Source organism: Amycolatopsis acidicola, assembly GCF_007713735.2.
Taxonomy (GTDB): domain Bacteria; phylum Actinomycetota; class Actinomycetes; order Mycobacteriales; family Pseudonocardiaceae; genus Amycolatopsis_E; species Amycolatopsis_E acidicola.
This window is the reverse complement of the sequence record NZ_VMNW02000092.1, coordinates 1-22,144: the sequence shown is the minus strand read 5'-3', so window position 1 is coordinate 22,144 and position 22,144 is coordinate 1. Positions and strand designations below refer to the sequence as shown.

Annotated in this window: 25 protein-coding genes; 10 read left to right on the top strand and 15 right to left on the bottom strand. The window is 71.4% G+C overall.

What is annotated here, in order from left to right; all coding sequences use genetic code 11:
* Nucleotides 1-78: 78 nt before the first annotated feature.
* Both FPZ12_RS37640 and bla read right to left on the bottom strand, forming a co-directional pair.
* Nucleotides 79-1,206 carry an FAD-dependent oxidoreductase gene (locus FPZ12_RS37640; protein WP_144756025.1) on the bottom strand — a complete coding sequence of 376 codons (1,128 nt, stop codon included), beginning with the start codon at nucleotides 1,204-1,206 and terminating at the stop codon, nucleotides 79-81.
* Between the two features lie 98 nt (nucleotides 1,207-1,304).
* Nucleotides 1,305-2,198, bottom strand: coding sequence for a class A beta-lactamase (bla, locus tag FPZ12_RS37635; protein WP_144756022.1), 894 nt, complete (start codon nucleotides 2,196-2,198; stop codon nucleotides 1,305-1,307).
* A gap of 94 nt (nucleotides 2,199-2,292) precedes the next feature.
* Between bla and FPZ12_RS37630 the strand changes: the two genes are divergently transcribed.
* Together FPZ12_RS37630 and FPZ12_RS37625 are read left to right on the top strand one after the other, a co-directional pair.
* Entirely contained in the window at nucleotides 2,293-3,180 is an 888-nt protein-coding gene (locus tag FPZ12_RS37630) for a LysR family transcriptional regulator (protein ID WP_166463038.1), read from the top strand.
* Nucleotides 3,177-4,073 carry a serine hydrolase gene (locus FPZ12_RS37625; RefSeq protein ID WP_144756016.1) on the top strand — a complete coding sequence of 299 codons (897 nt, stop codon included), beginning with the start codon at nucleotides 3,177-3,179 and terminating at the stop codon, nucleotides 4,071-4,073. The genes FPZ12_RS37630 and FPZ12_RS37625 overlap by 4 nt, the downstream gene beginning before the upstream one ends.
* Before the next feature lie 6 nt (nucleotides 4,074-4,079).
* On the opposite strand, the gene FPZ12_RS37620 is transcribed toward FPZ12_RS37625, so the two are convergent.
* Nucleotides 4,080-4,595 carry a helix-turn-helix transcriptional regulator gene (locus FPZ12_RS37620; RefSeq protein WP_166463037.1) on the bottom strand — a complete coding sequence of 172 codons (516 nt, stop codon included), beginning with the start codon at nucleotides 4,593-4,595 and terminating at the stop codon, nucleotides 4,080-4,082.
* A 46-nt stretch (nucleotides 4,596-4,641) separates the two neighbouring features.
* Here FPZ12_RS37620 and FPZ12_RS37615 point away from each other — a divergent pair, with 46 nt between their 5' ends.
* From FPZ12_RS37615 to FPZ12_RS37605, 3 genes are read left to right on the top strand one after another with little or no spacing between them, the layout of a single operon-like run.
* The gene (locus tag FPZ12_RS37615; protein ID WP_144756011.1) at nucleotides 4,642-6,000 is read left to right on the top strand and encodes an MFS transporter; all 1,359 of its coding nucleotides are present in this window, start codon (nucleotides 4,642-4,644) and stop codon (nucleotides 5,998-6,000) included.
* Between the two features lie 37 nt (nucleotides 6,001-6,037).
* Nucleotides 6,038-6,538 carry a maleylpyruvate isomerase mycothiol-dependent enzyme family protein gene (locus tag FPZ12_RS37610; protein ID WP_208026149.1) on the top strand — a complete coding sequence of 167 codons (501 nt, stop codon included), beginning with the start codon at nucleotides 6,038-6,040 and terminating at the stop codon, nucleotides 6,536-6,538.
* A 17-nt stretch (nucleotides 6,539-6,555) separates the two neighbouring features.
* Nucleotides 6,556-7,311: an alpha/beta fold hydrolase gene (locus tag FPZ12_RS37605; protein WP_243770236.1), complete on the top strand. Its 756-nt coding sequence runs from the start codon at nucleotides 6,556-6,558 to the stop codon at nucleotides 7,309-7,311.
* Between the two features lie 231 nt (nucleotides 7,312-7,542).
* On the opposite strand, the gene FPZ12_RS37600 is transcribed toward FPZ12_RS37605, so the two are convergent.
* The 10 genes from FPZ12_RS37600 to FPZ12_RS37555 all read right to left on the bottom strand — a co-directional run bounded on the left by FPZ12_RS37600 (nucleotide 7,543) and on the right by FPZ12_RS37555 (nucleotide 15,931).
* Nucleotides 7,543-8,025: a MarR family winged helix-turn-helix transcriptional regulator gene (locus FPZ12_RS37600; protein WP_243770235.1), complete on the bottom strand. Its 483-nt coding sequence runs from the start codon at nucleotides 8,023-8,025 to the stop codon at nucleotides 7,543-7,545.
* A gap of 22 nt (nucleotides 8,026-8,047) precedes the next feature.
* Nucleotides 8,048-8,956: a beta/alpha barrel domain-containing protein gene (locus FPZ12_RS37595; RefSeq protein ID WP_208026148.1), complete on the bottom strand. Its 909-nt coding sequence runs from the start codon at nucleotides 8,954-8,956 to the stop codon at nucleotides 8,048-8,050.
* Between the two features lie 10 nt (nucleotides 8,957-8,966).
* Nucleotides 8,967-10,556: an AMP-binding protein gene (locus FPZ12_RS37590; RefSeq protein WP_144756003.1), complete on the bottom strand. Its 1,590-nt coding sequence runs from the start codon at nucleotides 10,554-10,556 to the stop codon at nucleotides 8,967-8,969.
* Nucleotides 10,553-11,575, bottom strand: a complete 1,023-nt coding sequence (locus FPZ12_RS37585) for an LLM class flavin-dependent oxidoreductase (RefSeq protein ID WP_144756000.1) — start codon at nucleotides 11,573-11,575, stop codon at nucleotides 10,553-10,555. The genes FPZ12_RS37590 and FPZ12_RS37585 overlap by 4 nt, the downstream gene beginning before the upstream one ends.
* Nucleotides 11,576-11,586: 11 nt before the next feature.
* Nucleotides 11,587-12,060: a PaaI family thioesterase gene (locus FPZ12_RS37580; protein ID WP_144755997.1), complete on the bottom strand. Its 474-nt coding sequence runs from the start codon at nucleotides 12,058-12,060 to the stop codon at nucleotides 11,587-11,589.
* Nucleotides 12,053-13,033, bottom strand: a complete 981-nt coding sequence (locus tag FPZ12_RS37575) for an Ldh family oxidoreductase (protein ID WP_144755994.1) — start codon at nucleotides 13,031-13,033, stop codon at nucleotides 12,053-12,055. The genes FPZ12_RS37580 and FPZ12_RS37575 overlap by 8 nt, the downstream gene beginning before the upstream one ends.
* A complete protein-coding gene (locus tag FPZ12_RS37570) occupies nucleotides 13,030-14,304 on the bottom strand; it encodes an MFS transporter (RefSeq protein WP_144755991.1) in 1,275 nt (424 codons plus the stop codon). The genes FPZ12_RS37575 and FPZ12_RS37570 overlap by 4 nt, the downstream gene beginning before the upstream one ends.
* Nucleotides 14,305-14,335: 31 nt before the next feature.
* A complete protein-coding gene (locus tag FPZ12_RS37565) occupies nucleotides 14,336-14,824 on the bottom strand; it encodes a flavin reductase family protein (protein WP_144755988.1) in 489 nt (162 codons plus the stop codon).
* A 121-nt stretch (nucleotides 14,825-14,945) separates the two neighbouring features.
* A complete protein-coding gene (locus tag FPZ12_RS37560; protein ID WP_144755985.1) occupies nucleotides 14,946-15,149 on the bottom strand; it encodes a hypothetical protein in 204 nt (67 codons plus the stop codon).
* Nucleotides 15,150-15,214: 65 nt separating this feature from the next.
* Nucleotides 15,215-15,931 carry an AfsR/SARP family transcriptional regulator gene (locus FPZ12_RS37555; protein WP_166463036.1) on the bottom strand — a complete coding sequence of 239 codons (717 nt, stop codon included), beginning with the start codon at nucleotides 15,929-15,931 and terminating at the stop codon, nucleotides 15,215-15,217.
* A gap of 395 nt (nucleotides 15,932-16,326) precedes the next feature.
* Here FPZ12_RS37555 and FPZ12_RS37550 point away from each other — a divergent pair, with 395 nt between their 5' ends.
* The 5 genes from FPZ12_RS37550 to FPZ12_RS37530 all read left to right on the top strand — a co-directional run bounded on the left by FPZ12_RS37550 (nucleotide 16,327) and on the right by FPZ12_RS37530 (nucleotide 19,998).
* Nucleotides 16,327-18,429: a cyanobactin maturation protease PatG family protein gene (locus FPZ12_RS37550; RefSeq protein WP_150980697.1), complete on the top strand. Its 2,103-nt coding sequence runs from the start codon at nucleotides 16,327-16,329 to the stop codon at nucleotides 18,427-18,429.
* A gap of 16 nt (nucleotides 18,430-18,445) precedes the next feature.
* On the top strand, nucleotides 18,446-18,631 hold the full coding sequence (locus FPZ12_RS37545) for a hypothetical protein (RefSeq protein WP_144762354.1): 186 nt from the start codon (nucleotides 18,446-18,448) through the stop codon (nucleotides 18,629-18,631).
* 24 nt (nucleotides 18,632-18,655) lie between these two features.
* Nucleotides 18,656-18,862, top strand: a complete 207-nt coding sequence (locus FPZ12_RS37540; RefSeq protein WP_208026147.1) for a hypothetical protein — start codon at nucleotides 18,656-18,658, stop codon at nucleotides 18,860-18,862.
* Nucleotides 18,863-18,931: 69 nt separating this feature from the next.
* Nucleotides 18,932-19,153, top strand: coding sequence for a hypothetical protein (locus tag FPZ12_RS37535; RefSeq protein ID WP_144762358.1), 222 nt, complete (start codon nucleotides 18,932-18,934; stop codon nucleotides 19,151-19,153).
* Nucleotides 19,150-19,998, top strand: a complete 849-nt coding sequence (locus FPZ12_RS37530; RefSeq protein ID WP_166463035.1) for a class I SAM-dependent methyltransferase — start codon at nucleotides 19,150-19,152, stop codon at nucleotides 19,996-19,998. Before FPZ12_RS37535 ends, FPZ12_RS37530 begins: the two co-directional genes overlap by 4 nt.
* Here the strand turns inward: FPZ12_RS37530 and FPZ12_RS37525 are convergent.
* Both FPZ12_RS37525 and FPZ12_RS37520 read right to left on the bottom strand, forming a co-directional pair.
* Entirely contained in the window at nucleotides 19,946-21,085 is a 1,140-nt protein-coding gene (locus tag FPZ12_RS37525; protein ID WP_144762364.1) for an L-talarate/galactarate dehydratase, read from the bottom strand. The two genes, FPZ12_RS37530 and FPZ12_RS37525, sit on opposite strands and share 53 nt — an antisense overlap.
* Before the next feature lie 95 nt (nucleotides 21,086-21,180).
* Complete coding sequence (locus tag FPZ12_RS37520) at nucleotides 21,181-22,077, bottom strand: LysR family transcriptional regulator (protein ID WP_150980694.1); 897 nt, start codon at nucleotides 22,075-22,077, stop codon at nucleotides 21,181-21,183.
* Between the last annotated feature and the right edge of the window lie 67 nt (nucleotides 22,078-22,144).

Genomic DNA, 22,144 nt, shown 5'->3' with positions numbered 1-22,144 from the left:
GCCAACGTGAGGGGCCAACATGCGGGCGTGAGGGGCCAACATGCGGACGGGAGCGGCGAACACGGCCGAGGGAGGAGGCTAGGGCATGTCCTCCCGGACAGCGGTGAACGTGGCGGCCAGTTCCTGTGGGACGTCGTCGCCGAAGAGGCTTTCCAGGAGGAACTCGTCGTCGATGGGGGTTTCGGCGCGGACGTACATCTCCTGCTCGTACGCGGTGAGCGCGGCCTCGGCATCGCCCGGGTGCGCGGCGAGCGCCTTGGCGAGTTCGGCGCCGTCGAGCATGGCCTGGTTGGCGCCTTCGCCGTCCGGGGGCGAGAGGTGTGCCGCGTCGCCGACGAGAGTCACGCCCGGGATCCGGTCCCAGCGCAGCCCGGTCGGCAGGCCGTAGTGCGGGCGCAGGACCGGCGCGGTGTCCGTCTCGGTGATCAGCGCGACGAGTTCCGGCGCCCAGCCATCGAACTTCCGCGCGACTCGCTCGATGGCCGTTGCGGGATCAGGGAAATCGAGCGATTCCAGCGACTCGGTCAGCGTCACGTAGGTGTGGAGCGTGTCGCCCTTCTCCCGGTGCGCGCCGATGAGTTTCCCGTCCTCTCCCGGCACCATCAGCGAGCCGCCGCCGACCACCTTCGCCGCGGCCGGGTGGCGGGTGTCGGCGTCGAACAGGTACGTCTCGACGAACGCCGTGCCGGCGTACTCGGGCGTCACGTCCGTCAGCAGCGGACGCACGCGCGACCACGCGCCGTCCGCCCCGACCAGCAGATCCGCGACGACGGTGCTGCCGTCGGCGAAGGTCACCTCGTGCCGTCCGCTGCCGAGTGCGCGGACGCCGCTCACCTTGTGCCCCCAGTGGACAGTGCCGGGCGGGAGCGAGTCGAGCAGCATCTGCCGCAGCTCACCGCGTTGTGCCTCGGGACGCCCGCCCGTGCCGTCGTCGGCCTTGTCGACCAGGACGGTGCCGTCCGGCCGCAGCACCCGCATCGCCTGGCGGCCCTCCAGGACGATGCCGCGGAACTCGTCCATCAGGCCCGCCGCCTCGACGGCGAGCTGCCCGTTGTAGTCATGGATGTCGAGCATTCCGCCCTGGGCGCGCGCGGCGGGGGAGGGCTCGGCCTCGTGGACCGTGGCCGGGATGCCGTGGACGTGCAGGACGCGCGCCAGCGTGAGCCCGCCGAGTCCGGCGCCGATGATCGTGACCGGGGTGTGCACTGGAGACTCCTCAAACTCGGGGTTTTCCTTGCACGCCAAGACTGGCGCCGCCCGCTGGCAGCCGGCGCACACGACGCTGGCACGCCGCTGTCAGGTCTTCACAGGAACGACCCGAGCGCTGTGCTCGCCGCCTGCGCGATCAGTTTGTTGTCGTACCCGGCGTCTTTCGCGGGTTTGGTCGACAGGATCGCCACGACGATCGGCGCGCCCTGCGGCGGCCACACCACGGCGATGTCGTTGCGTGTCGCGTAGCTCGCGTTGCCGGTTTTGTCCGCGACCTGCCAGCCCTGCGGCACCCCGGCGCGGATGAGCTCGCCGCCGGTCGTGTTGGCGCGCATGAAGTCCAGCAGAACCTTCTTCTTGTTGTCCGGCAAGGCGTTCCCGACCCCGAACGCGCGCAGGTCGTCGGCCAGGGCGCGCGGGGTGCTGGTGTCGCGGAGGTCGCCGGGCGTGCCCTCGTTGAGTTCCGTTTCGCGGCGGTCGGACTGGGTGGTGGTGTCGCCGAGCGCACGCATCGCGGCGGTGAACCCGGCCGGCCCGCCCAGCTCGGCGAACAGCAGGTTGCCCGCGGTGTTGTCGCTGTAGCGCAGGGCGGCGTCCATCACGTCGCGCAGGCTCATCCCGTCCGCCACGTGCTTTTCGGTCACCGGGGAGTAGTTCACCAGGTCGCCGGAGCCGTAGGTGATCTTCCGGTCCAGCTCTTCGAGCGGCTCCCGTTGCAGGACCGCGCCCGCGGCCAGCGCCTTGTAGGTGGACGCGAAGGGGAAGCGCTCGTCGGCGCGGTAGGTGACCGTGCGGCCGGTGCCGGTGTCCACCGCGTACACGCCGAGCCGCGCGCCGAACGTCGCTTCGAGCTGTTGGAAATCCTGCAGCTGATGCGACGCAGGCGGGGCGGCGGCAGGCACGGCGGAACACGCGGTGGCCGAAGCGAGCGCCAGCGCGACGAGGGTGACGCGGACAGGGCGTCGGCGAAGGGTGTGCGACACGGACATTCCTTTCCAAAACGGCTGTGCCCGTAGTCTTCCCACCAGGTCTCATGTCGTCCAAGACAGAAATCTGCACTTTGATGCCGAATCCGCATACACTCTGCTCGTGGATCTGATCGGCGGTTGCCGGGCATTCGTGAGCGTGAGCGAGGCGGGCAGCTTCACGGCGGGCGCGGCCGTCGCCCGCATCCCCCAGCCCGTCGCGAGCCGGCGCATCGCGGCGCTGGAGAAGCACCTCGGCGAGCGGCTGTTCGACCGCTCCACCCGCCAGGCCAGGCTGACGCCGTTCGGACGCGACATGCTGCCCTCGGCCAAGCGGCTCGTACACCTGGCCGACGCGCTGGAGCACGACGCGAAACGAGCGAAGCTGCGGCCGTTGCTGCTGGCCGTTCCGGACACGTGCACCACCCGCGACCTGGCTGAGCTCGACGCCGACGCCCGCGCGCTCGACGTGTTCCTCGAGTTCCGCACTGCGGCGCCTGGCGAACGAGCAGAGCTGGTGCGCACTCACGAAGTCCGCGCGGCGCTCACCGCCGTGCCCGCGGAGGAAGGCGTCTGGGTGGTGCCACTCGGTTTGGCGAGCGAGGCCGAGCCGGACGCGGCCGTGATCCACCTGGAAACCCTGCGCGGTGGGCGGTCCGGGCGTGGCCCGCGCCGTCGCGTGTGGATCCAGCCCGAGGACGACGTCCCGCACATCCGCGACCGCGTGCTGCGCGCCCGGGATTCGGTGGGGTTGCAGCCGTCGCAGGTCGCCGTCGCCGAGTCGATCACGTCCGCCGCGGCGAGCGTGTTCCGCTCCGCGGATCTGCTGCTGTGCTCGGCGGATCAGGCCAGGGAGCTCGGCCTGGCATGGCGTCCCGTGGGCGGGGTCAAGCTCGCGCGCGGGTTCGACGTGGTGGCGGGGCTGGGCGAGGACGCGGGGAACCTGCGCACGCGGCTACGGTCGGGGATAGCTCGCTGCCTGGGGGCGAAGGGGGAGGACCGGTGAACACGGAAGCGCTGCTGCTGCGGCTGCGGGACGAACTGGACGAGGGCGGGCTGCGCGGCTCGTTCCTCGTGCGAGACCTGCGCACCGGGCAGGAGATCGGCATCGACCCCGACGTCCAGTACCCGACCGCGTCGCTGATCAAGATCCCGCTCGCCGCGGCCACCCTCGACCGCATCCACCGCGGCGACCTGGACGGCGCCACCCGGGTCGAGGTGACGCCGGGCGTTGCCGCCACGCCGGGCCTGTCGCGGTTCCGGCATCCGGCGAGCATCGCGGTGGAAGACCTGCTGTACCTGATGATGGCGGTCAGCGACGGCACGGCCGCCGATGCGTTGTTCGGCCTGACGCCGCCCGCGGAGGTGGCCCGGCAGGTGCGGGACTGGGGCATCGAAGGCATCAGCGTGCGCAACCAGCTCGGCGAGCTGAGCGACACCCCGGCCGAACGGTTCGACGCCGCCGACGTCCACCTCGCGCACTCCCTCGCTATCGGCGCGGCGACCGCGGGCCAGGGGCATCCGGTGCCCCAGCTGGACATCAGCCGGGCTAGCGCGGGTTCGGCGCGCGCGTACACCGACCTGCTCGAAGCGCTCTGGACGCCGTCGAAGATCGACGAGCCCGTGGCCGCGCGAGTGCGGGCGCTGATGGCGGAAAACCTGCTGCTGCACCGGATCAGCCCGGATTTCCGGTCCGACGCGACGAACTGGGCCTCGAAAACGGGGACGCTGCTGAACCTGCGGCACGAGGTCGGCGTCGTCGGACACGCCGACGGGCAGACGTTCGCCGTCGCCGCGCTCACCGAATCCCGGGTCCCGGCCGCGATCCAACCGGAAGCGGAAGCCTTGATGGCGCGGGTCGCGAGGGAGCTGCGCGATCACCTGAGGGCGGCGGCCTGAGGGGGTTCAGCCGGCGTCGACGCGGCGCCTGGCCTCGGCGATCCAGTCCAGCATCGCCTGCAGCATCCTGGCTCGCAGATCCAGCCCCATCGCCTGCGGATCCGTCGGCGACTCCGCGCGGGACAGCTCCTCCAGGTAAGCCCGCAACGGCTTCAACTCCGCGTTGAGCGCCCGCTCTTCCCGCTCCAGCACGGCAAGCGCGTCGTCACGGTCCAAAGTGGACACCAGAAGCGCGCGCAGCATCGACTCGTCGCGCACGGTCCGGTCGGGCTTCTCCTCGACCAGCCACCGGCGCAGCTCCGCCCGGCCCGCCGGGGTGACCTGGTACGTCCGCCTGCCGCGCGGCCCTTCGGCGACCTCCTCGGCGAAACCGGCTTCGGTCAGCTTCGCGAGCTCGCCGTACATCTGGTTGCGGCGCGCGTACCAGACGCCGCGCATCACTTCGTCGAACTTCTTCGCCAGGTCGTAGCCGCTCTGCGGGCCGGGCAGCAGGGTGGCGAGGACGGCGTGGCGCAAGGACATGATGCCCATCTTTGACAGGTCGAATATGACCGGTCAAACTTGACCTATGACGGAACGCCGCAGACTCCTCATCCTCCTGGCGACACTGGCCGGTGTGCTGCTCAGCGCGCTGGACGGCACCGCGACGAGCACCGCGATGCCCAAGATCGCCGCGCAGCTGCACGGCGAACGCAGCCTCACCTGGGTCACGACCGCGTACCTGCTGGTCTCCACCGTGACCATCCCGGTCTACGGCAGGCTCGCCGACCTGCACGGCCGGAAGATCCCGCTGCTGGCCGGGTTGTCGCTGTTCCTCGCGGGTTCGGGGTTGTGCGCGCTCGCGGGGGACATGCCGCAGCTGATCGCCTTCCGGGTCGTGCAGGGCCTCGGCGCGGGCGCGCTGCTCACGGTGGGGATGACGCTCGTGCGCGACCTGTACCCGCCGGAGCGCTCCACCGGGATGATGCGGATGCAGACCCTGCTCGCCGGGCTGATGACGGTGAGCCTGCTCGGCGGCCCGCTGGAAGGCGGGCTGCTCACCGACCACCTGGGCTGGCGGTGGATCTTCCTCGTGAACCTGCCGATCGGCGCGCTCACGATCGGCGCGCTCACGGTGCTCCTCCCGCATCAGCCACGGGCAGGCCGGGACACCGGGCGGTTCGACTTCGCGGGCGTTTTCCTGTTGACGGGCGCGATTTCGCTGATGCTGGTGGCGCTCACGAACTCGCTCGGCGTGGCCGTTTTCGCGGCCGGGGCGGTGCTGCTCGGCGCCTTCGTGTTCGTCGAGCGGCGGGCGGCCGTGCCGATCATGCCACTGCGCTTGTTCGGCCGCCGGGACTACAGCGCCGTGACCGCGGCGGGTTTCCTGTTCACCGCGGCGTCCCTGCCCGCCGGGCTGTTCCTGTCGCTGTATTTCCAGCAGGCGCGGGGGTTCGGGGCGACCGAGTCCGGGCTGATGGTGCTGCCGCTGCTGGCCGGGATGCTCGCCGGGAACCGGGTCACGGCGCTGCTCGTGCTGCGGACCGGGCGGGTCAAGGGGCTGCTCGCCGGTGGCGCGGTGCTGGTGGCCGCGTCGTCGGCGGTGCTGGCCCTGATCGGGGTCCTTCCCTTGTGGGGCACCATTTTCTGTGCCGTGCTGCTCGGCGCCGGTACCGCGCCGGCGATGGGCGGGGTGGCGATCGCGGCGCAGATGTCGGTGCCCCGCGCGGATGTCGGCTCGGCGACCGCGGGGCTCAACCTGATCAAGCAGTTCGGCGGCAGCGCCGGGCTCGCGCTGGGACAGAGTGTGCTCGTGGCCGCCACCGCGCCGGTCATCGGCAGGGCGATCGCGGTGGTCGGGGTCGCCGGTGGTGTGCTCGCGCTGGGCGCGGTGCTCGTTCTGTCCGATCTGGACGTAATGCCCGCGCGGACCTCCGTCCCGGGGTAGCTTCCGGGCCTGGCCGGTACGCGAGGTCGTCGCGCACATGATCAGTTACGACGAATTGTCCTTGGCGCAGCTGGGATCCCAGTTCGCACGCGGACGGTTGTCGCTGAGCCGGATCAACGCTCTCGGCGTTGCGCGGCTTGCCCGGCGCACCCCGGAACAACTCGTCGCGACACTCCGCGCGCACACCCGCCCGCGCGGTCTCCCCGCCGCGTTCGGTGGCCGGATCGCGCTCCTCGACGGGATGACGCACCACCAGGATGTCCGGCGCCCGCTGGGCAAACCGCGGGAGATCCCGCGGGAACGCCTGCTGCGGGCGCTCCCGTTCGCCCGGATCGCCCGCCGGTCGGTGCCTTCTGGCGTGCGCGGGGACTGCGGCTGCTGGCCACCGATCTCGGCTGGTCGGCCGGGCGCGGCCCCGAGGTCCGCGGTCCGGGCGAGGCGCTGCTGCTGGCGATCACCGGCCGCGGGGCGGCTCTGGACGAGCTGTCCGGCGACGGCGTGCAGGTGCTTGCCGGGCGGATGTCCCGGCAGGAAGTGACCCGGTAGGTTCTCGGGGTGACCGAGCTGCCCGTGCACGAGTTCGCAGGACACGACGGCGTGCCCCTGGCCTACCGGGAAACCGGCGCGGGCAGGCCGCTGATCCTCCTGCACGGACTCACCGCCGACGCCCCCAGCGCCTGGATCGCGACCGGGCACGCCGAGACCATCGCGGCGCGCGGGCACCGGGTGATCATGCCGGACCTGCGCGGCCACGGGAAAAGCGCGCGCCCGCACGACCCGGCCGCGTACCCGCGCGACATCCTGGCCCACGACGGGCTCGCGCTGGTCCGGCACCTCGGGCTGACCGGCTACGACCTCGGCGGCTACTCGCTCGGCGGGCGCGTCGTGGTCCGGATGCTCGTGCGCGGCGCCACGCCGGGGCGCGCGATCATCGGCGGCCAGGGGATGCGGCAGGTCGCCGGGGAACGCGGCGGGGCCGGCGATGCGATCCGCCGCATCGCGAAGGCACCGGCAGGGCCCGGCTCGCCGGACTGGGAGACGGCCCAGCGGCTGCGGGAGAGTGGCGCCGACCTGACCGCGCTGGTGCATGTGCTGGACTCGCTCGTGCCGACGACGAAGGAGGAGGTCGCCGCGATCCGGACGCCCGCGCTCGTGGTGGCGGGCGCACAGGATTCTCGCGCGGCGTCCGTGGAGGAGCTGGCAGCCGCCCTCCCGGACGCGACGCACGCCGTGCTGCCGGGCGGGCATTGGGGCGCGGCCGTACACCCCGGCCTGGCCACCACAATGGCCGGTTTCCTGGACGGCCACTAGCGGCGCGGCGGTCGCGGTGGATCGCGGCGGCCGCCGACCGGGTGGGTCGCGCGGGTGGTGTTCGGGTGGCGGGGATTGGGTGGTTGCCGTGATCTGCCGGGCGGGCCAGGCGGGTGGCGGGCATCGGGGTGCGGCCGTGATCGGTCGCCGTGCCGCCGTGCCGCCAGGGGCACGCGCGTGGTCCCGTGCGGCCGCCACCAGCCGCCGCCACCAGCCACCCCACCAGGCTGATCACTCCTTTTTGGACAGTTCCGCGGCCTCGGTCTCGATGCGGACCGCGCAGTCGCGGAGGGTGGTGTTGAACTTCGCGACCTCGCCGGGGCCCAGCGCGCTCGTGACCGTCGTGGTGACCTTGTCCACCTCGTCGCTCATCTCGCGCAGCATCCGCCGGCCCAGCTCCGTCACCGCCAGCGAGATCGCGCTGTTGTTGTGCGGGTGCGGGCTGCGCTCGACGAACTCCCGCTTCTCCAGCTGCGCGACGATCCGCGTCATGGTCTGCGGCCGCACGAAGCACCGCCGCGAGAGCTGGCCGAGCGTGAGATCCGGCCGCCCGGCCAGGATCCGCAGCGCCACATAGCTCGACATGGTCATCTCCCACGGCCGCAGCCGGAGGTTGCCGATCCGCTCGACGGCACGCTGGAGCCGGGTGACGGCGTCGAGGAGGTAGCCCGCCTCCTCGACCGCGTCCTCGTCGGGTGCGCCACGTTCTGTCACCGGCCCAGCGTACAAGCCGGACTCACCAGGTGAAGGCCACCGGCCGCGCGCGTTCCCCGGCACCGGGAACCGGACCGGCGTGCCGCACGAAACCCTTCGCGGGCGCGCCGGCCTCTTCGGCGAGCCAGTTCGCCGCATCGACAAGCCGCCCCAGGTCGATTCCCGTTCGCACGCCGGAGAGTTCGAGCAGCTGCACGGCGTCCTCGGTGCACAGCCCGCCGCCCTGCGACCCGGGCATCGCGGGATGACCGCCACTGCCCGCGAGCGATGTGTCGATCGTCCCGACACCCAGCTCGACCAGCGCGGGCAACGCGGCCAGCCCCATCCCGCGTCCGTCGTGGATCTGCACCGACAGGTTCTCGCCCGCCACGAACTCCAGCGCGGCCTCGACGAGCGCGCGGATCTGCGGCGGCGCCGCGTACCCCGACGAATCGGCCAGGATCCACCGGTCCACGCCGAGGTCGAGCAGCCGCCGCGCCAGCGGCTCGAACTCCTCCGCCCCGCGCGCCGGGCCGGACGGGCCGCCCCACGCGAAGATCACGTACGTGCCCAGCGTGATCCCCGGGACCGAGGTCATCCGGCCCAGCTCCGCCAGGGACTCCCCGGTGGACCGCCCGATGTTGGCGCGGGCGAACTCTTCGTCGGCCGACAGCAGGAAGTACGCGCTGTCCGCGCCCGCGTCCGCCGCACGCGAGAGGCCGCGCGCGTTGCCGACACAGCAATCGAGCGTGAGCCCGGGGATTTCCCTTGCGGCCGCGAACACTTCGGCCGCATCGGCCAGCCCCGGCACGAGATCCGGCCGCACGAACGACGACAGCTCGAACGACCGCACCCCGGCCGAAACGAGCCGCCGCACCAGCTCCAGTTTCACCTCGGTCGCCACGACGTGGTCCTGGAAAGTCAGGCGTGGGGCGATTTCCCTGATGCGCACCGGGATCTCCTCAGACATGGCGGGTCGGTTTCAGTCCGGCGGCCTGCGCGTCCCAGGCGCCTTCGCGGCCCAGCTCCCGCACGGCGTTCTTGCGGACCTTGCCGGTCGGCGTCGCGGGCATCTCCTCGACCGCCTTGTAGTAGCGCGGCACCATGAAATGCGGCATCGCCCGGTCGCAGTGCTCGAACAGCGCGCGGAAGTCCAGCCGCTGCCCCGGTTCGACCTGCAGTACGGCGAGCACCTCGTCCTCGCCCAGCTCCGACGGCGTGGCGACGGCGGCGGCCGCGACCACCCCGGGATGCGCGAGCAGCACCGATTCCACCTCGTGCGACGAGATGTTTTCGCCCCGGCGGCGCAGCGCGTCCTTCTTGCGGTCGATGAAGTAGAAGTAGCCGTCTTCGTCGGTGTAGCCGAGATCCCCGGTGTGCCACCACAGATCCCGCATCGTCGCCACCGTCGCGGCCGGGTCCCGGTGGTAGCCGGAGAACATGATGTTCGCCAGCTTCGGCCGGTAGACGATCTCCCCGGCCTGCCCGGGCGCGGCGCGGTTCCCGGACTCGTCGTGCACCTCCAGGACCGAGCTCTCCGTCGGCAGCCCGATCGAGCCGACTTTCCTGGCGTCCAAAGGGTTGTAGAGCACGTTCTTGATCTCGGTGAGCCCGTAGCCCTCGACGATGTGCACCCCGAACCGCTCCTCGAACGGGTGCAGGATCTGGGCCGGCGCGGGCGCGGCGAACAGCTTGCGCACCTGGTGCTCACGGTCGCGTTCGGACGGTGGCTGCGCCAGCAGCATCGGCAGGATCGAGCCCAGCGCGTTGAACTGGGTGACCCGGTGCGCGCGCACTTCGTCCCAGAACCCGCTGGCGCTGAAGCGGCGGCCGAGCACCAGCGTGGCGCCCGCGCAGAAGCAGTGGAGGGAGATGTTGATCTGCGCGGCCCCGTGGAACAGCGGCAGGCAGGTGTAGAGCCGCTCGTCCGCGGTCGTGCCCATCTGCTGAGCGCATTCCCGCCCGCCGACCAGCGGCATCAGGTTCGGCACGACGACGCCCTTGCTGCGCCCGGTCGTGCCCGACGTCAGCAGGATCGCGAACGGATCTCCTGGCGTGACCACCGGCAGCGGCGAGGGACTCCCGGAGTGCAGGAGTTCCTTCCAGCTCAGCACGTTCACCCCGGCAGGCACGCGGCGCGGTTCGTCGAGCAGCACGACCGTGCGCAGCGCGGCGGGCACCTCCGGGAGCTCGGCCACCAGGTCGAGTAACGCCGCTTCGGTGACCAGGATCCGCACGTCCGTGCTGTTCAGGGCGTGGTCGAGGAAAGAGCCCTTGTAGGCGGTGTTGACCGGCACCTCGACCAGCCCGGCGCGGGCGATGCCGAGCACGGCGTAGAGGTACTCGGGCCGGTTGGGCAGGAACACCCCGACGGACGTGCCGGGCGCGCCGCCCGCGGCGACGAGCCCGCGCGCCACCGACGTGGTGACCTCGTCGAGTTCGCCGTAGCTCAACTCGGTCTCGCCGAACACGAGCGCTGTCTTGTCCGGGTGGGCCGCCGCGCGTTCGGCGATCAGCCCGCTCACCGTGCCGTCGGCGATCGTTGCCGTCATGCCAGCTCCTTCTTGGCCCGCGCCAGGAATCCTTCGAGCGCCGGGTCCCACGCGGCCTCCGCGCCGGTGCTCACCAGGAACGCGCCGACGCCGAGGTCGCGGTAGCGGCCCAGGGTGTCCAGGATGCGCTCCTCGGTGCCGACGAGCGCCTGCGAGTTGGCGAAGCCACCCAGGAGTTTGGTGAGCCCGGTCCAGAAACAGTCGTCGTGCAGCTCCTCGTCGGTGAGCGCCAGCGCGCGCTGCCGCCCCACCGAGGTGTCGGTGGACGACGAGCGCAGGAACTTCCCGGACGCCTCGGCGATCTGCCGCTCCACCGCCCGCGCCTTCGCCCACGCCTCGTCATCGGTGTCGCCGAGGAACAACCGCAGGCTCAGGGAGAACTTCATCTCCCGCTGATAGCGTCCGGCCGCCGCGTTGACCCGGTCGATGCGTTCCTTGGTGCCCGCGAACGGTTCTCCCCACAGCATGTACAGATCCGCGTGTCGGGCACCGAAGTCCACGGCCTCGTCGCTCTCGCCGCCCATGAAGATCGGCACCTCGCCCTGCACCGGCCTGGTGAGGATCTTGACCGCCTCGGCCGTGTAGTACTCGCCGTGGTGGTCGAAGGGCTCGGTCGCGGTCCAGGTGCGCCGGACGACGTCCAGGTACTCGACGGCGCGCCGGTAGCGCTCGGCCTTGGGCAGGTCGTCGGATTCGCGCCGGAGGTCCTTGTCGGAACCGCCGACGACCACGTTGATCGCGAGCCTGCCCCGGGCAAGCACGTCGAGCGTGGCGAAGTAGCGGGCTGCGGCGACGGGCGGCATCACCCCGGGCCGGTGCGCGACGATCGGCGAGAACTTCTCCGACGCCGCCAGCGCGAACGGCGCGGTGGCGTGGTTGTGCGGCCACGTCGACGAGTAGCCGATGAGCACGCGGTCGATCACCTCGGAGCGATCCAGTTCGCGGACCCGCTCCAGCATCGGTCCCGGGTCGGTCTCGTCGGCCTCCAGTGGTTGCAGGCCGGTAAAGAAGTCGACCATGCTGTCCTCCTCTAGTTCTCGTTGGTGGGTAAGGGAAGTCCGGCGAGCCAGTGCTCGTGCCGGGAGTAGTGGTCCGGACGTCTCGTGCGCAGTTCCGCGTGGGCGGTGGCCAGCGTGTCCGCGCCGAGCGTCATCCGGGCCGAGACTGTCCACTCGCGACCTTCGTGCCGCTCGATCCTGGCCAGTACGGCGAGTTTCCGGTCCACCGGCACCGGGCGCAGGTACTCCACGGACAGCGATTTCGTGACCATCCGGGGCTCCGTGCGCAGCGCGGCGGTGTTCAGCACGTCGTCGAACGCCGCGGCGATCCAGCCGCCGTGCGCCACCCCGGGCCCACCCTGCCAGTGCCGGGGACAGGTCACGTCGAACCACATCCCGTCTCGCGGTTCGACGCCGAGGCGGCAGACGCCGTCCGGAACGCAGCCCCCGCACAGCATCCGGCCGGACGACGACGGTTCGATGGTGAAGGAATCGCTGTCAGGCATGGGAAATCTCGCGCAGTGCGTGCACGATCCGCTCGGGAACCTCGATGGTGCCGCGCCGGAGCGTCTCGGCCCGGCAAGCCGCGGAGCGGTCGAAGGGGACCCGCACCGCGTCACCGCCTTCGGCCGGACGGGTCGCGCGGAGCGAGTCGGCGAATTCCGTCACGCGCTTCCGGTAGTCGCCCGCGTCGGTCAGCATACCGGGATTCAGCAGCAGCACGAAAAACCCGCAGTCGGACAGCCCCGGCGGATCGGCCGCCGCGCCGGACAACATGCCGAGCAGCTGGACGACCATGGCGAGCCCGGAACCCTTGTGCCCGCCCCACACGGTGAACGCGCCTTCGAGTGCGGCCTTCGGGTCCACGGTCGGTGCGCCCGCGGCGTCGAAAGCCTGGCCAGGACGGAGTTCCTCGCCGAGCCGCGATTTGAGCACGACTTCGCCGTACATCACCGAGGAGGTCCCGATGTCCCAGATGACCGGCGCCGGTTCGGCCGGGAAGCCGAACGCGATCGGGTTGGTGCCGAACCGGCCCTCGGTACCGCCATGTGGCGCGACGGCCGCGGGCCCGCTGCCCGCGATCATCCCGGCGAACCCGGCCTCGGCCGCTCTCTCCAGGTAGTACGAGAACATCCCGGTGTACCAGGTGTTCCGGGCACCCACGACGGCGATCCCGTGCGCCCGCGCCTTTTCGAGTGCGACGTCCAGCGCTCGCGCGGCGACGAGGTAACCCACCTGGTCGCCGCCGTCGATCGTGGCCGACACGGGCGTTTCCGCGACTGTCCTCATCGGACTCCGCGGACCATCGGCCCGTTCGGCGATCGACACCGCGCGGGCGAGCCCGCCGAAGGACAGGCCGCGCAGCTCGCAGTCGATCAGGTGGTCGGCGATGATCGCGGCTTCGGCGGGGGTGTGCCCGGCGGCGGTCATCGCGTCGGTGGCGAGCGCGCGGGCGTCCGGAATGGACAGTGTGCTCATCGGCTGGTCTCCAGTGCGGGGGCGGAATCGGGCTCCTTGGCGGAATGGCGGGCGAAAGCGACCGCGGCCACGGCGCTGACGGCGGCGGCCGCGAGGAGCAGGTAGGCGGGGGAGCGTGGATCGCCGGTGGCCTCGACGAGCGCCTGGCAGACGAACACCGCGGAACCGCCGAGCACGGCCACGACGACGTTGTACGACAAGGCCACGACACTGCCCCGGACCCGCACCGGGACGAGCTCGATGTAGGTGATCGGCGCGACGCCCGAGTACAACGCGGGGCCCGCGGACAGCACGAGGGTGCAGCACACCATCAGCCACAGCGGCGGCGTCGCGGAGAGCGCGGCGAACAGGGGATAGGTCACCACGAGCACCGCGAGCGACGTGCCCAGCAGCACGGGCGCCTTGCCCTTGCGGTCGGCGAGCTTGCCGCCCGCGATCACGAGGAAGAGCCCGACGAACAGCGCGAAGGCGATGACGGTGGTGGCCGTGACGGGGGAAAGGTGGTGCTGGATCAGGTAGTTCTGCAGGTACGTGTACACCATGTAGAACCCGATCACGTGCAGCACCGAGACTCCGGTGAGCAGCAGGACCGCGCTCCACGATGTCCGCTGCCGCGGGGTGCGGGCGGCGGTGAACTCCGGCGTCTCGCCGAGCTTGCTCCGCAGATACAGCCCCACCGCGCCGATCGGCAGCGCGAGCAGGAACGGCACGCGCCAGCCCCAGGCCAGCATCTGCTGCGTGGTGAGCGCCGCGTTGAGCGAAAGCACCACGATCGCGCCGGTGAGCAGGCCGGCGAGGCTGCCCACCTGCACCCGTGCCGACAGCGCGCCACGCCGGTGCGGCGGGGCGAATTCGGCGACGTAGATCAGCGCGGTGGTGTACTCGCCGCCCGCGGCCAGTCCCTGCGCGAAACGCAGCAGTACCAACAGGATCGGGGCCGCGATGCCGATGCTCGCGGTCGCCGGGAGCAGGCCGATGACCGTGCTCACCCCGGCCATCAGCAGCAGTGACGCGACGAGCGCGGGCCGCCGCCCGAGCCGGTCGGCGACCGGGCCGAAGACGAGCGCGCCCGCGGGCCGGGCCAGGAAGGCGGAACCGAACACGGCGAACGACGACAGCAGCGCCGTGCCGGGGCTCGCGGCCGGGAAGAAGATCTTGGCGAGCACGGTGGCGAGGAAGCCGTAGACGGCGTAGTCGTAGGTCTCCACCGTGTTGCCGATCGCGGCGGCGAGTGTGGTGCGTCTGAGGGTGCGGGCCGAAGGTGCGGTCATGACAGGCCTCTCCTTTGAGGTCGCCGGGAGTTCAGGAAGCGAGCCGCCCGTAGCCGCTGCGGTAGAAGAGCAGCGGGGAGGAGCCCGGGTCCGCGTCGAGTTCGTCGACGCGGCCGAGCACGATGTAGTGGTCTCCGGCGTCGTGCACCGTTTCGACCGTGCAGCCGATCCACGCCGTGACCCCGTCGAGCACCGGGTCGCCGTGCGGGCCGGGACGCCAGTCCAGGCCCGCGAACTTGTCCCCGCCGGAAACCGCGAGCGCGCGGCAGACCGGTTCCTGGCCGGCGGAGAGCACGTTCACGCAGAACGTCCCGTGCGCGGCGATGGCGGGGAACGTCGTCGACGATTTACCGGGCAGGAAGGCGACGAGCGGCGGCCTCAGCGAGACCGAAGTGAACGAGGAAACCGCCATGCCGACCGGTTTCCCGGCCCCGTCACGAGCCGTGATCGCGGCGACGCCGGTGGCGAAGTGCCCGAGCACCGACCGGAACCGGGCGGGATCGGAGTGGACCGTAAGCATGCTGACACCATAGGCCGGATTCGGCGATAAGTGCAAGCATGCTGATACTTCGGGACGCGGCTCACGAGGCGAGGCGCTGTATAACGTCTGTTACGGCGAGCGCCTTCGGTGTGGGGCCGCGCTAACGGGTTTCCTCTTCCGGCTGGGCAAGCGTGGCCAGCCACGCGTCCAGCTGGTCGTGCAGTTCGGCCGGGTCGGCCGTGATCGCCTGCACCGCCGGCTGCCCACCGCCGTCGAGGCCGGGGAAGTAGCTGACCCTGGCGCGGAAGGACCGGTCCTCGTACCAGGCGCGGACGAGGAAGGCCGCCGGGCGGAGTCGGTTCATGGAGCCAGCATGACAGCCGGGCGTCAATGCGCCATCCGTGTCACGTATTCGGCGCGGGGAAACGCTCAGTCGCCCAGCAGTGTGCGCGCCAGCTCCGCCATCAGCGGCGAAGGAGTGACGCCGAGCTCCCGGTGCAGCACGGTCCGATACCGCTGGTAATGCTTGAGCGCGCTGGCCGCGTTGCCCTCGGCGATGTGGATCTCCATCACGGTGCGGTGCGCGGTCTCGCGGATCGGCTCGATCGCGATGGCCGCGAGCGCCGTCTGCAGCGCCAGTAGATGGTTGCCCGCCAGCAACAAGTGCTGCGCCAGTTCTTCGAGGGTGTGCAACCGGATCTGGTCCCATCGCTCGCGTTCCAGCAGCAGCCAGTCCTCCGTCCAGCCCGGCAGCAGGTCCCGGCTCAGCCCGTTCAGCAGCGTGTCGAACTCGCCGCGCGGGGGTATCGGCTCGCCGAGGCCGCGGGTCGCCTGCTCGCGGATTTCCAGCACGTCCACGCGGGCGGCGGGGGAGAGCCGCAGCCGTGGCCCGGCGGCGTCGATCAACGGCTGCGCCCCGACGCGCCTTCCGCGCCACAACGCCGATCGCAGGTTCGCCGCGGCGCGCGAAGGCGGGCTGTCCGGCCACAGCTGCGTAGCCGCCGCAGCGCGGTGCGCGCCGTTCTGTAGCGCCAGCAATGCCAGCAGCCGTTGCGCGCCGGACGAGAGCGCGACCGGTCTGCCGTGATGAGAAAGCAGGAACCCACCCAGCAGTGCCAGCTGCACGGCGTTGTCCGAAGCTGCCATGACGACTCCCCGCTCTGCCGTCCCAGTGGCTCGAAGTATTCGCGTGCCCCGGCTGCCGATCCTAGAGTCCAAAGGCATCGCGAACCCCTGTCCGCCAAGGGATCCACGGGTGTCCAAGGTGGCCGGAACGAGCGTCGCGTCCGCGTCTCGGCTTCGTCACGCCGGAATACCCGGCAGCGCCACGGTTTCGGCGCGGGCGCGTCGACGACGCGTGACAGCCGCGTCTTTCCGGCGTCCCCGCGCAGGCCACGCCCCGGCGCCCGCGAGCTTTGATCCACTTCGGAATACGCGCCGTGCCACGGATTCGTGACGCCCGCGTGACGTCCCCTGGACGCACGTGCACACGGCTTTGCCACAGCCGCACCGGAGACTCGCCGTGGGAGGGGGTGGCGGAGATGGAACCCCGGTCGGTGCTCGGCGAGCTCGCGGTGGAGCGGGAGGAGCTCCTCGGCGACCCCGGGATCCGCGTCGCCGTGCTCGACGGCCCGGTCGACCTGGGGCACCCGTGTTTCGCGGGCGCGGACCTGACGCGGCTGGACACGCTGGTCCCCGGCGAAGCGGGCCCCGGCCCGATGTCCGTGCACGGCACGCACGTGGCGAGCCTGTTGTTCGGACAGCCGGGTTCGCCCGTCGAAGGGCTCGTGCCGCGCTGCACCGGCCTGATCGTGCCGGTCTTCCCGGACGGCGGGCAGCCGAGGCAGACCCGTGTCTCCCAGCTGGATCTGGCCAGGGCCATCGAAAACGCGCTGCTCGCCGGGGCACACGTGATCAACATCAGCGGCGGCGAGCGGACTCCGGACGGCGAGCCCGACTCGATCCTCGCCCAGGCGCTGCGGCACTGCGCGGACGACGGCGTGCTCGTCGTCGCCGCGACCGGCAACGACGGCTGCGAATGCGTCCAGGTGCCCGGCGCCGTGCGTTCGGTACTCGCCGTCGGGGCGGCGGCGCCGGACGGAACGCCGCTGGAATCCAGCAACTGGGGCACCGCGTACCGGCGGAACGGCGTACTGGCGCCCGGCGAACGGATCGCCGGCGCGGAGCCGGGCGGCGGCGTGCGGGAACTGACGGGCAGCAGCTTCGCCACGCCGCTCGTGTCCGGGGCGGCGGCGCTCCTGCTGAGCGCGCAGCTGCGCGGCGGCTGGCAGCCGGATCCCGCGGGCGTCGGCCGGGTCATCCTCGACACCGCCACGCCTTGCGAGCCCTCCGGCGACGGCGCCTGCGAGCGCTTTCTCGCGGGCGGCCTGCACGTCGCCCGCGCACATGACCACGTCACCAGGGGAAGGAGAACGGCCGTGACCACAAGTGAAATCGCCGTCGAACCGGCGCCGGGGCAGCCGCCCGAGCAGGCGGACCCGGCCGGTGTCGCCGCCGCGGGCGAGCCGGCGCCGCCCCCGCCGCCCGAACCGCCGCCGCCACCCGCGCCCCCGGTAGGCGTGCGTCCGTCCGAAGGCGGTTCGTCGTGCTCGTGCGGTGGCGGTCAGCCGGTGCAGCTGATCTACGCGATCGGCACGATCGGGTTCGACTACCGCACCGAAGCCCGCCGGGACCGGTTCCGCCAGCAGATGGACCGCCCGGTATCCGAAGACGGCTCGAGCCGCCCGGTCAACCCTTACGACCCGAACCAGCTCGCCGCCTACCTCACGGACAACCCGTGGGCTTCGGACAAGGTGACCTGGACGCTGAACCTCGAGCGCACCCCGATCTACGCGCTGGAGGCGGAAATGCCGGTCGGCATGGATATGACGGCACTTTCGGCGAGCGCGGACTGGCGGGACCGGGTCGACGCCGCGGTGGACGGCAGCCAGTCCGAGCTGAAGGACCTGCTCAAATCCGTGGCCGTCGGGCCGGCGCTCCCGGTCTCGCACGTCTACCGGATGTTCCGCGACGCGATCGTGGGCCAGGTGCTGCCCGAGGACTCCGCCGAGTTCATCTCCCGCGTGTCCATCCCCGGCGTGCTGACCAACCGCACGGTGCGGCTGTTCTCCGGCCAGGTGGTGCCCGTGGTCGAGGTGAAGAGCACCGGCATCCACACCTGGAACGAGGCCGCGCTGGTGCACGCGGCGGTGGGCGCGGTCAAGGACCAGGCGGCGGCGCAGTCGATCGCCGAGACCGTCGACGACACCCAGCTCGCGCAGACCATCCGCGCCCTGCTGGACAAGGTCTACTACCAGTTCCGCAACCTCGGGCAGACCCCGGCGGACCGGGCGATGAACTACGCGGGCACCAACGCCTTCATGATCGGCGACGAGATCAAGACCGGGCTGCTCTCCGGCAGCTACGTCCCTGGCCAGGGCGGCAGTCTGTACACATTGGACACCGTCACCGTGTCCAAGAGCCCGTACGACCGCATCGACTCCGACAGCTGGGACGTCGTGGTGTCCTTCTTCGACCCGGAGAACGACCGCCGCGCCCGGGTCTCCTACCTGTTCACCATCGACGTCAGCGACGACCTGCCGGTCAGCCTCGCGCCGGCGCACCGGTTCCTCGGTGGTCTGTGAGAAGGGAGACGAGGCTATGGAAACACTGTTCCCCCCACCGGCCCGGCCCGCGCCGGCCCTGCCGATGCAGGCCAGGCCCGTCCGCCGGGACCGGCCGGCGCCGGTCGTGGCCGGGGTCGAAGCGGCACAGGGGCCCTGTAGCGAACTGCACGGGCTGGCCAGGCAGATGTGCTTCGCGACCCGGTACGGGATCGAAATCTAATCCACCACGAAAAGGAGAAAACCGATGACGAACACGCCGACGCTGAACCTGCCGATGCAGGCGGCCCCGGTGCACCGCGCCGGGCCCGCCGCGCACGCCGCCGAAGCCGGCGTCGAGGCCGACTGGGGCTTCGACGACATCCTGGGTGGCATCACGAAGGTGGCCGACACCGTGTCCAAGGTCGCCCCGTACGTCGGGCCGATCGCCACGACGCTGGGCAGCCTCATCTGAACCACCGCGGCGGGGTGACCGGGCGGCGCCGTCCGGTCACCCCGCCGTGCCGAGGACGGGAGAAGCACCGTGGGACTGGATTTGCCGGCACAGAACTCGATCGACCGCCGGATACCCGACGAGCCGTTCCTGATCAGGATCGACACCCCGGAGGGGCCGATCTTCGAGGAGGCGGGCGGCAGCTACAGCGATCACCACCCCGGTGACCCGAGCCGGTTCCGCCGTCCGGAGAGCGCGGGCTGGAGCTGTCCGCCGTTCGGGGGCGGCTGTGTCTGGCTCGGTTTGCCGTGACCGGAGCCGGCGTGCGCGCCCGGCTGATCCGGGCGACGTTCAACGCGGCCTCGGCGCAGTTCGACGCGGAACCGCTGTTCTTCTGGCGGCACTGCGGAACCCGCACCGTCGAGCTGGCCGGGGTCGGGCCGGGGGACCGGGTGCTCGACGCGTGCTGCGGGACCGGTGCTTCGGCCATCCCGGCGGCGCGGCTGGCCGGACCGTCGGGCCGCGTCGTCGGGATCGACCTCGCCGAGCGGCAGCTCGACCGGGCCAGGGACAAGGCTTCTTCGCGCGGGCTCGGCAATATCGAGTTCCGGCAGGGGGATCTGACCGCGCTCGAGCTGGCGGGCGAGACCTACGACGTGGTGGTGTGCGTCCTCGGCGTCTACTTCGCCGAGGACGTGCCCGCCGCGCTCGCGGGTCTGTGGCGTGCGGTCCGGCCCGGCGGCACGCTGGCCATTACGACGTGGGGACGCCGCAGGCTCGCGCCGGCGGGGCCCGCGTTCCTCGATCTCGTCGGCGAGGAGCGGCCGGATCTCCGGCAGCAGCCGGGAGAACTGGAGCGTATCAGCACACCGTCGGCGTTGCGGAGTGCCTTCGCCGCCGGGGGTGTGCCGCGGCCGGTGGTCGACGAGGAAACGGTCACGGTGCGGATGACGCCGGACGAGTTCTGGACGGTCGTGCTGGGCACCGGTTACCGGCTGCTCGTCGAGCTTCTGGGCCCCGCGGCTTCGGAGCGGGTTCGCTTGGCGCTGCGGGAGAAAGTGGGCGGCGGGGAGATCGCGTGCGACTTCCTGTTCGCCCGCGCTGTCAGGCCCGGACCTCGTGCTCGGCGACGGTCCATGCCCGGGCCTGCTCGCTGATGGTGACGCCGAGGCCGGGTCGTGATGACAGGTGCATTCGGCCGTCTTTGATTTCCAGGTGTTCGTTGAACAGGGGGTCGAGCCATTCGAAATGTTCCACCCAGGGTTCGCGCGGGTAGGCGGCGGCGAGGTGGATGTGGATCTCCATGGCGAAATGCGGGGCCAGGTGGAGGTTTTTGCTGTCGGCGAGCGCGAGCACTTTGAGGAATGGGGTGATGCCGCCGACGCGGGGCGCGTCGGGTTGCACGATGTCCGCGCCGCCGGTGTGGATGAGCTGGGTGTGCTCGGCGGCGCTGGTGAGCATTTCGCCGGTGGCGATGGGGGTGTCGAAGGTGGTGGCCAGTTGGGCGTGGCCGTGGAAGTCGTAGGCGTCGAGGGGTTCCTCGATCCACACCAGGTTCAGTGGTTCGAAGGCGCGGCACATGCGGCGTGCGGTGGCGCGGTCCCATTGCTGGTTCGCGTCGACCATGAGTGGCACGGTGTCGCCGATCTTCTCGCGCACGGCGGTGACGCGGGCGAGGTCGGTGGCGTGGTCGGGGTGGCCGACCTTGATCTTGATGCCGCCGATGCCGCTCGCGATGGCTTCGCTCGCGCGGTCGAGGACCTCGTCGATCGGGGAGTGCAGGAATCCGCCGGAGGTGTTGTAGCAGCGCACGGAGTCCCGGTGCGCGCCCAGGAGTTTCGCCAGGGGGAGCCCGGCTCGTTTGGCTTTGAGGTCCCACAGTGCGATGTCGAATGCCGCGATCGCCTGCACGGACAGGCCGCTGCGGCCGACCGACGCGCCTGCCCACACGAGTTTGTCCCAGATCCTGGCGATGTCGCTGGGGTCCTCGCCGATCAGGTCGGGCGCGATTTCGCGGGCGTGCGCGAACTGGCCGGGGCCGCCCGCGCGTTTGGAGTAGCTGAAGCCGACGCCCTCCAGCCCGGCTTCGGTGGTGATCTCGGCGAAGAGCATCGCCACCTCGGTCATCGGTTTCTGGCGCCCGGTGAGGACTTTCGCGTCGCTGACCGGGGTGGCCAGCGGCAGCGTGACCGACGACAGCCGCACCCCGGTGATGCGATCGAGGGTGGCCGGACCTGTGCTCATCGGGTTTTCTCCGTTCCCGCGCGTGCCAGCAGGGTAGGACGCTGGGGCGATGCCCGTCCAAGTCTGTTTCGGCATCGGGTGATGCTCGGCGGGTATCAGCCGAGCCGGGCCGTCATCGGCTCCAGCGCTTTGAGCACTGTGGACAGTGCCGGGTTCGTGGAATGCTTGGCCCACAACAGGTGCAGCTCGACCGGATTCTCGGGGAACCCGGCGAGTTCGAGCCAGCGCACGCCGTCGACCGTCATCCGGGTGGCGGAGGCCGGGACGAACGCGATGCCCCGGCGGGCGGCGACGAGCCAGATCACCGTGTGGATCTGGCTGACCGCGTGCGCCACGTTGTGGTGCGCGACCGGGAGCAGCCGGATGACGAGCTCGTGGAAGTAGCGGGCGCGGTCGGGGGAGTAGGTGATCAGCTGCTCGGACTCCAGATCGGCCGCGGTGGCGGGCCTGCCGAGCTTCGCCAGCCGGTGCCCCTCCGGCACGCACAGCACGAGCGGCTCGCGGTGGACCGGGCGTGAGGAGAAGATCTCGCCGTCGAACGGGGGCCGGGCGAGGCCGAGGTCGATCTCGCCGTCGCCGAGCGCGGTGATCTGGTCGCCCGTCACCAGCTCGGAGAGTTCGAGGCGGAGGTCAGGGAGCCGGTCGCTGATCGTGTTGAGCACTTCGCCCAGCACGCCGAACGCGGAGGCCCCGGTGAAGCCGATGCGGATCGAGCCCGCGAGCCCCGCCGCGACCCGGCGCGCCAGATCCGGCGCGCGGCCCGCGAGGGTGAGGAGCCTCCGCGCGTCGACGAGGAACGCCTCGCCTGCGGCGGTGAGGCGGACGCCTCGGCTGTCCCGTTCGAGCAGCCGGGCGCCGACGGCGTGTTCGAGCTTCTGGATCTGCCTGCTCAACGGCGGCTGCGTCATCGACAGGCGCTCGGCCGCGCGGCCGAAATGCCGTTCTTCGGCCACAGCGACGAAGCCCTGCAGCTGCCCGAACGAGAACCGCATGCGGTGAAACTAGCACCGCGGTTGTGGCCTGCGGCTGCCCGCGCGACGGTCGGGGAGGGCTCGGGGC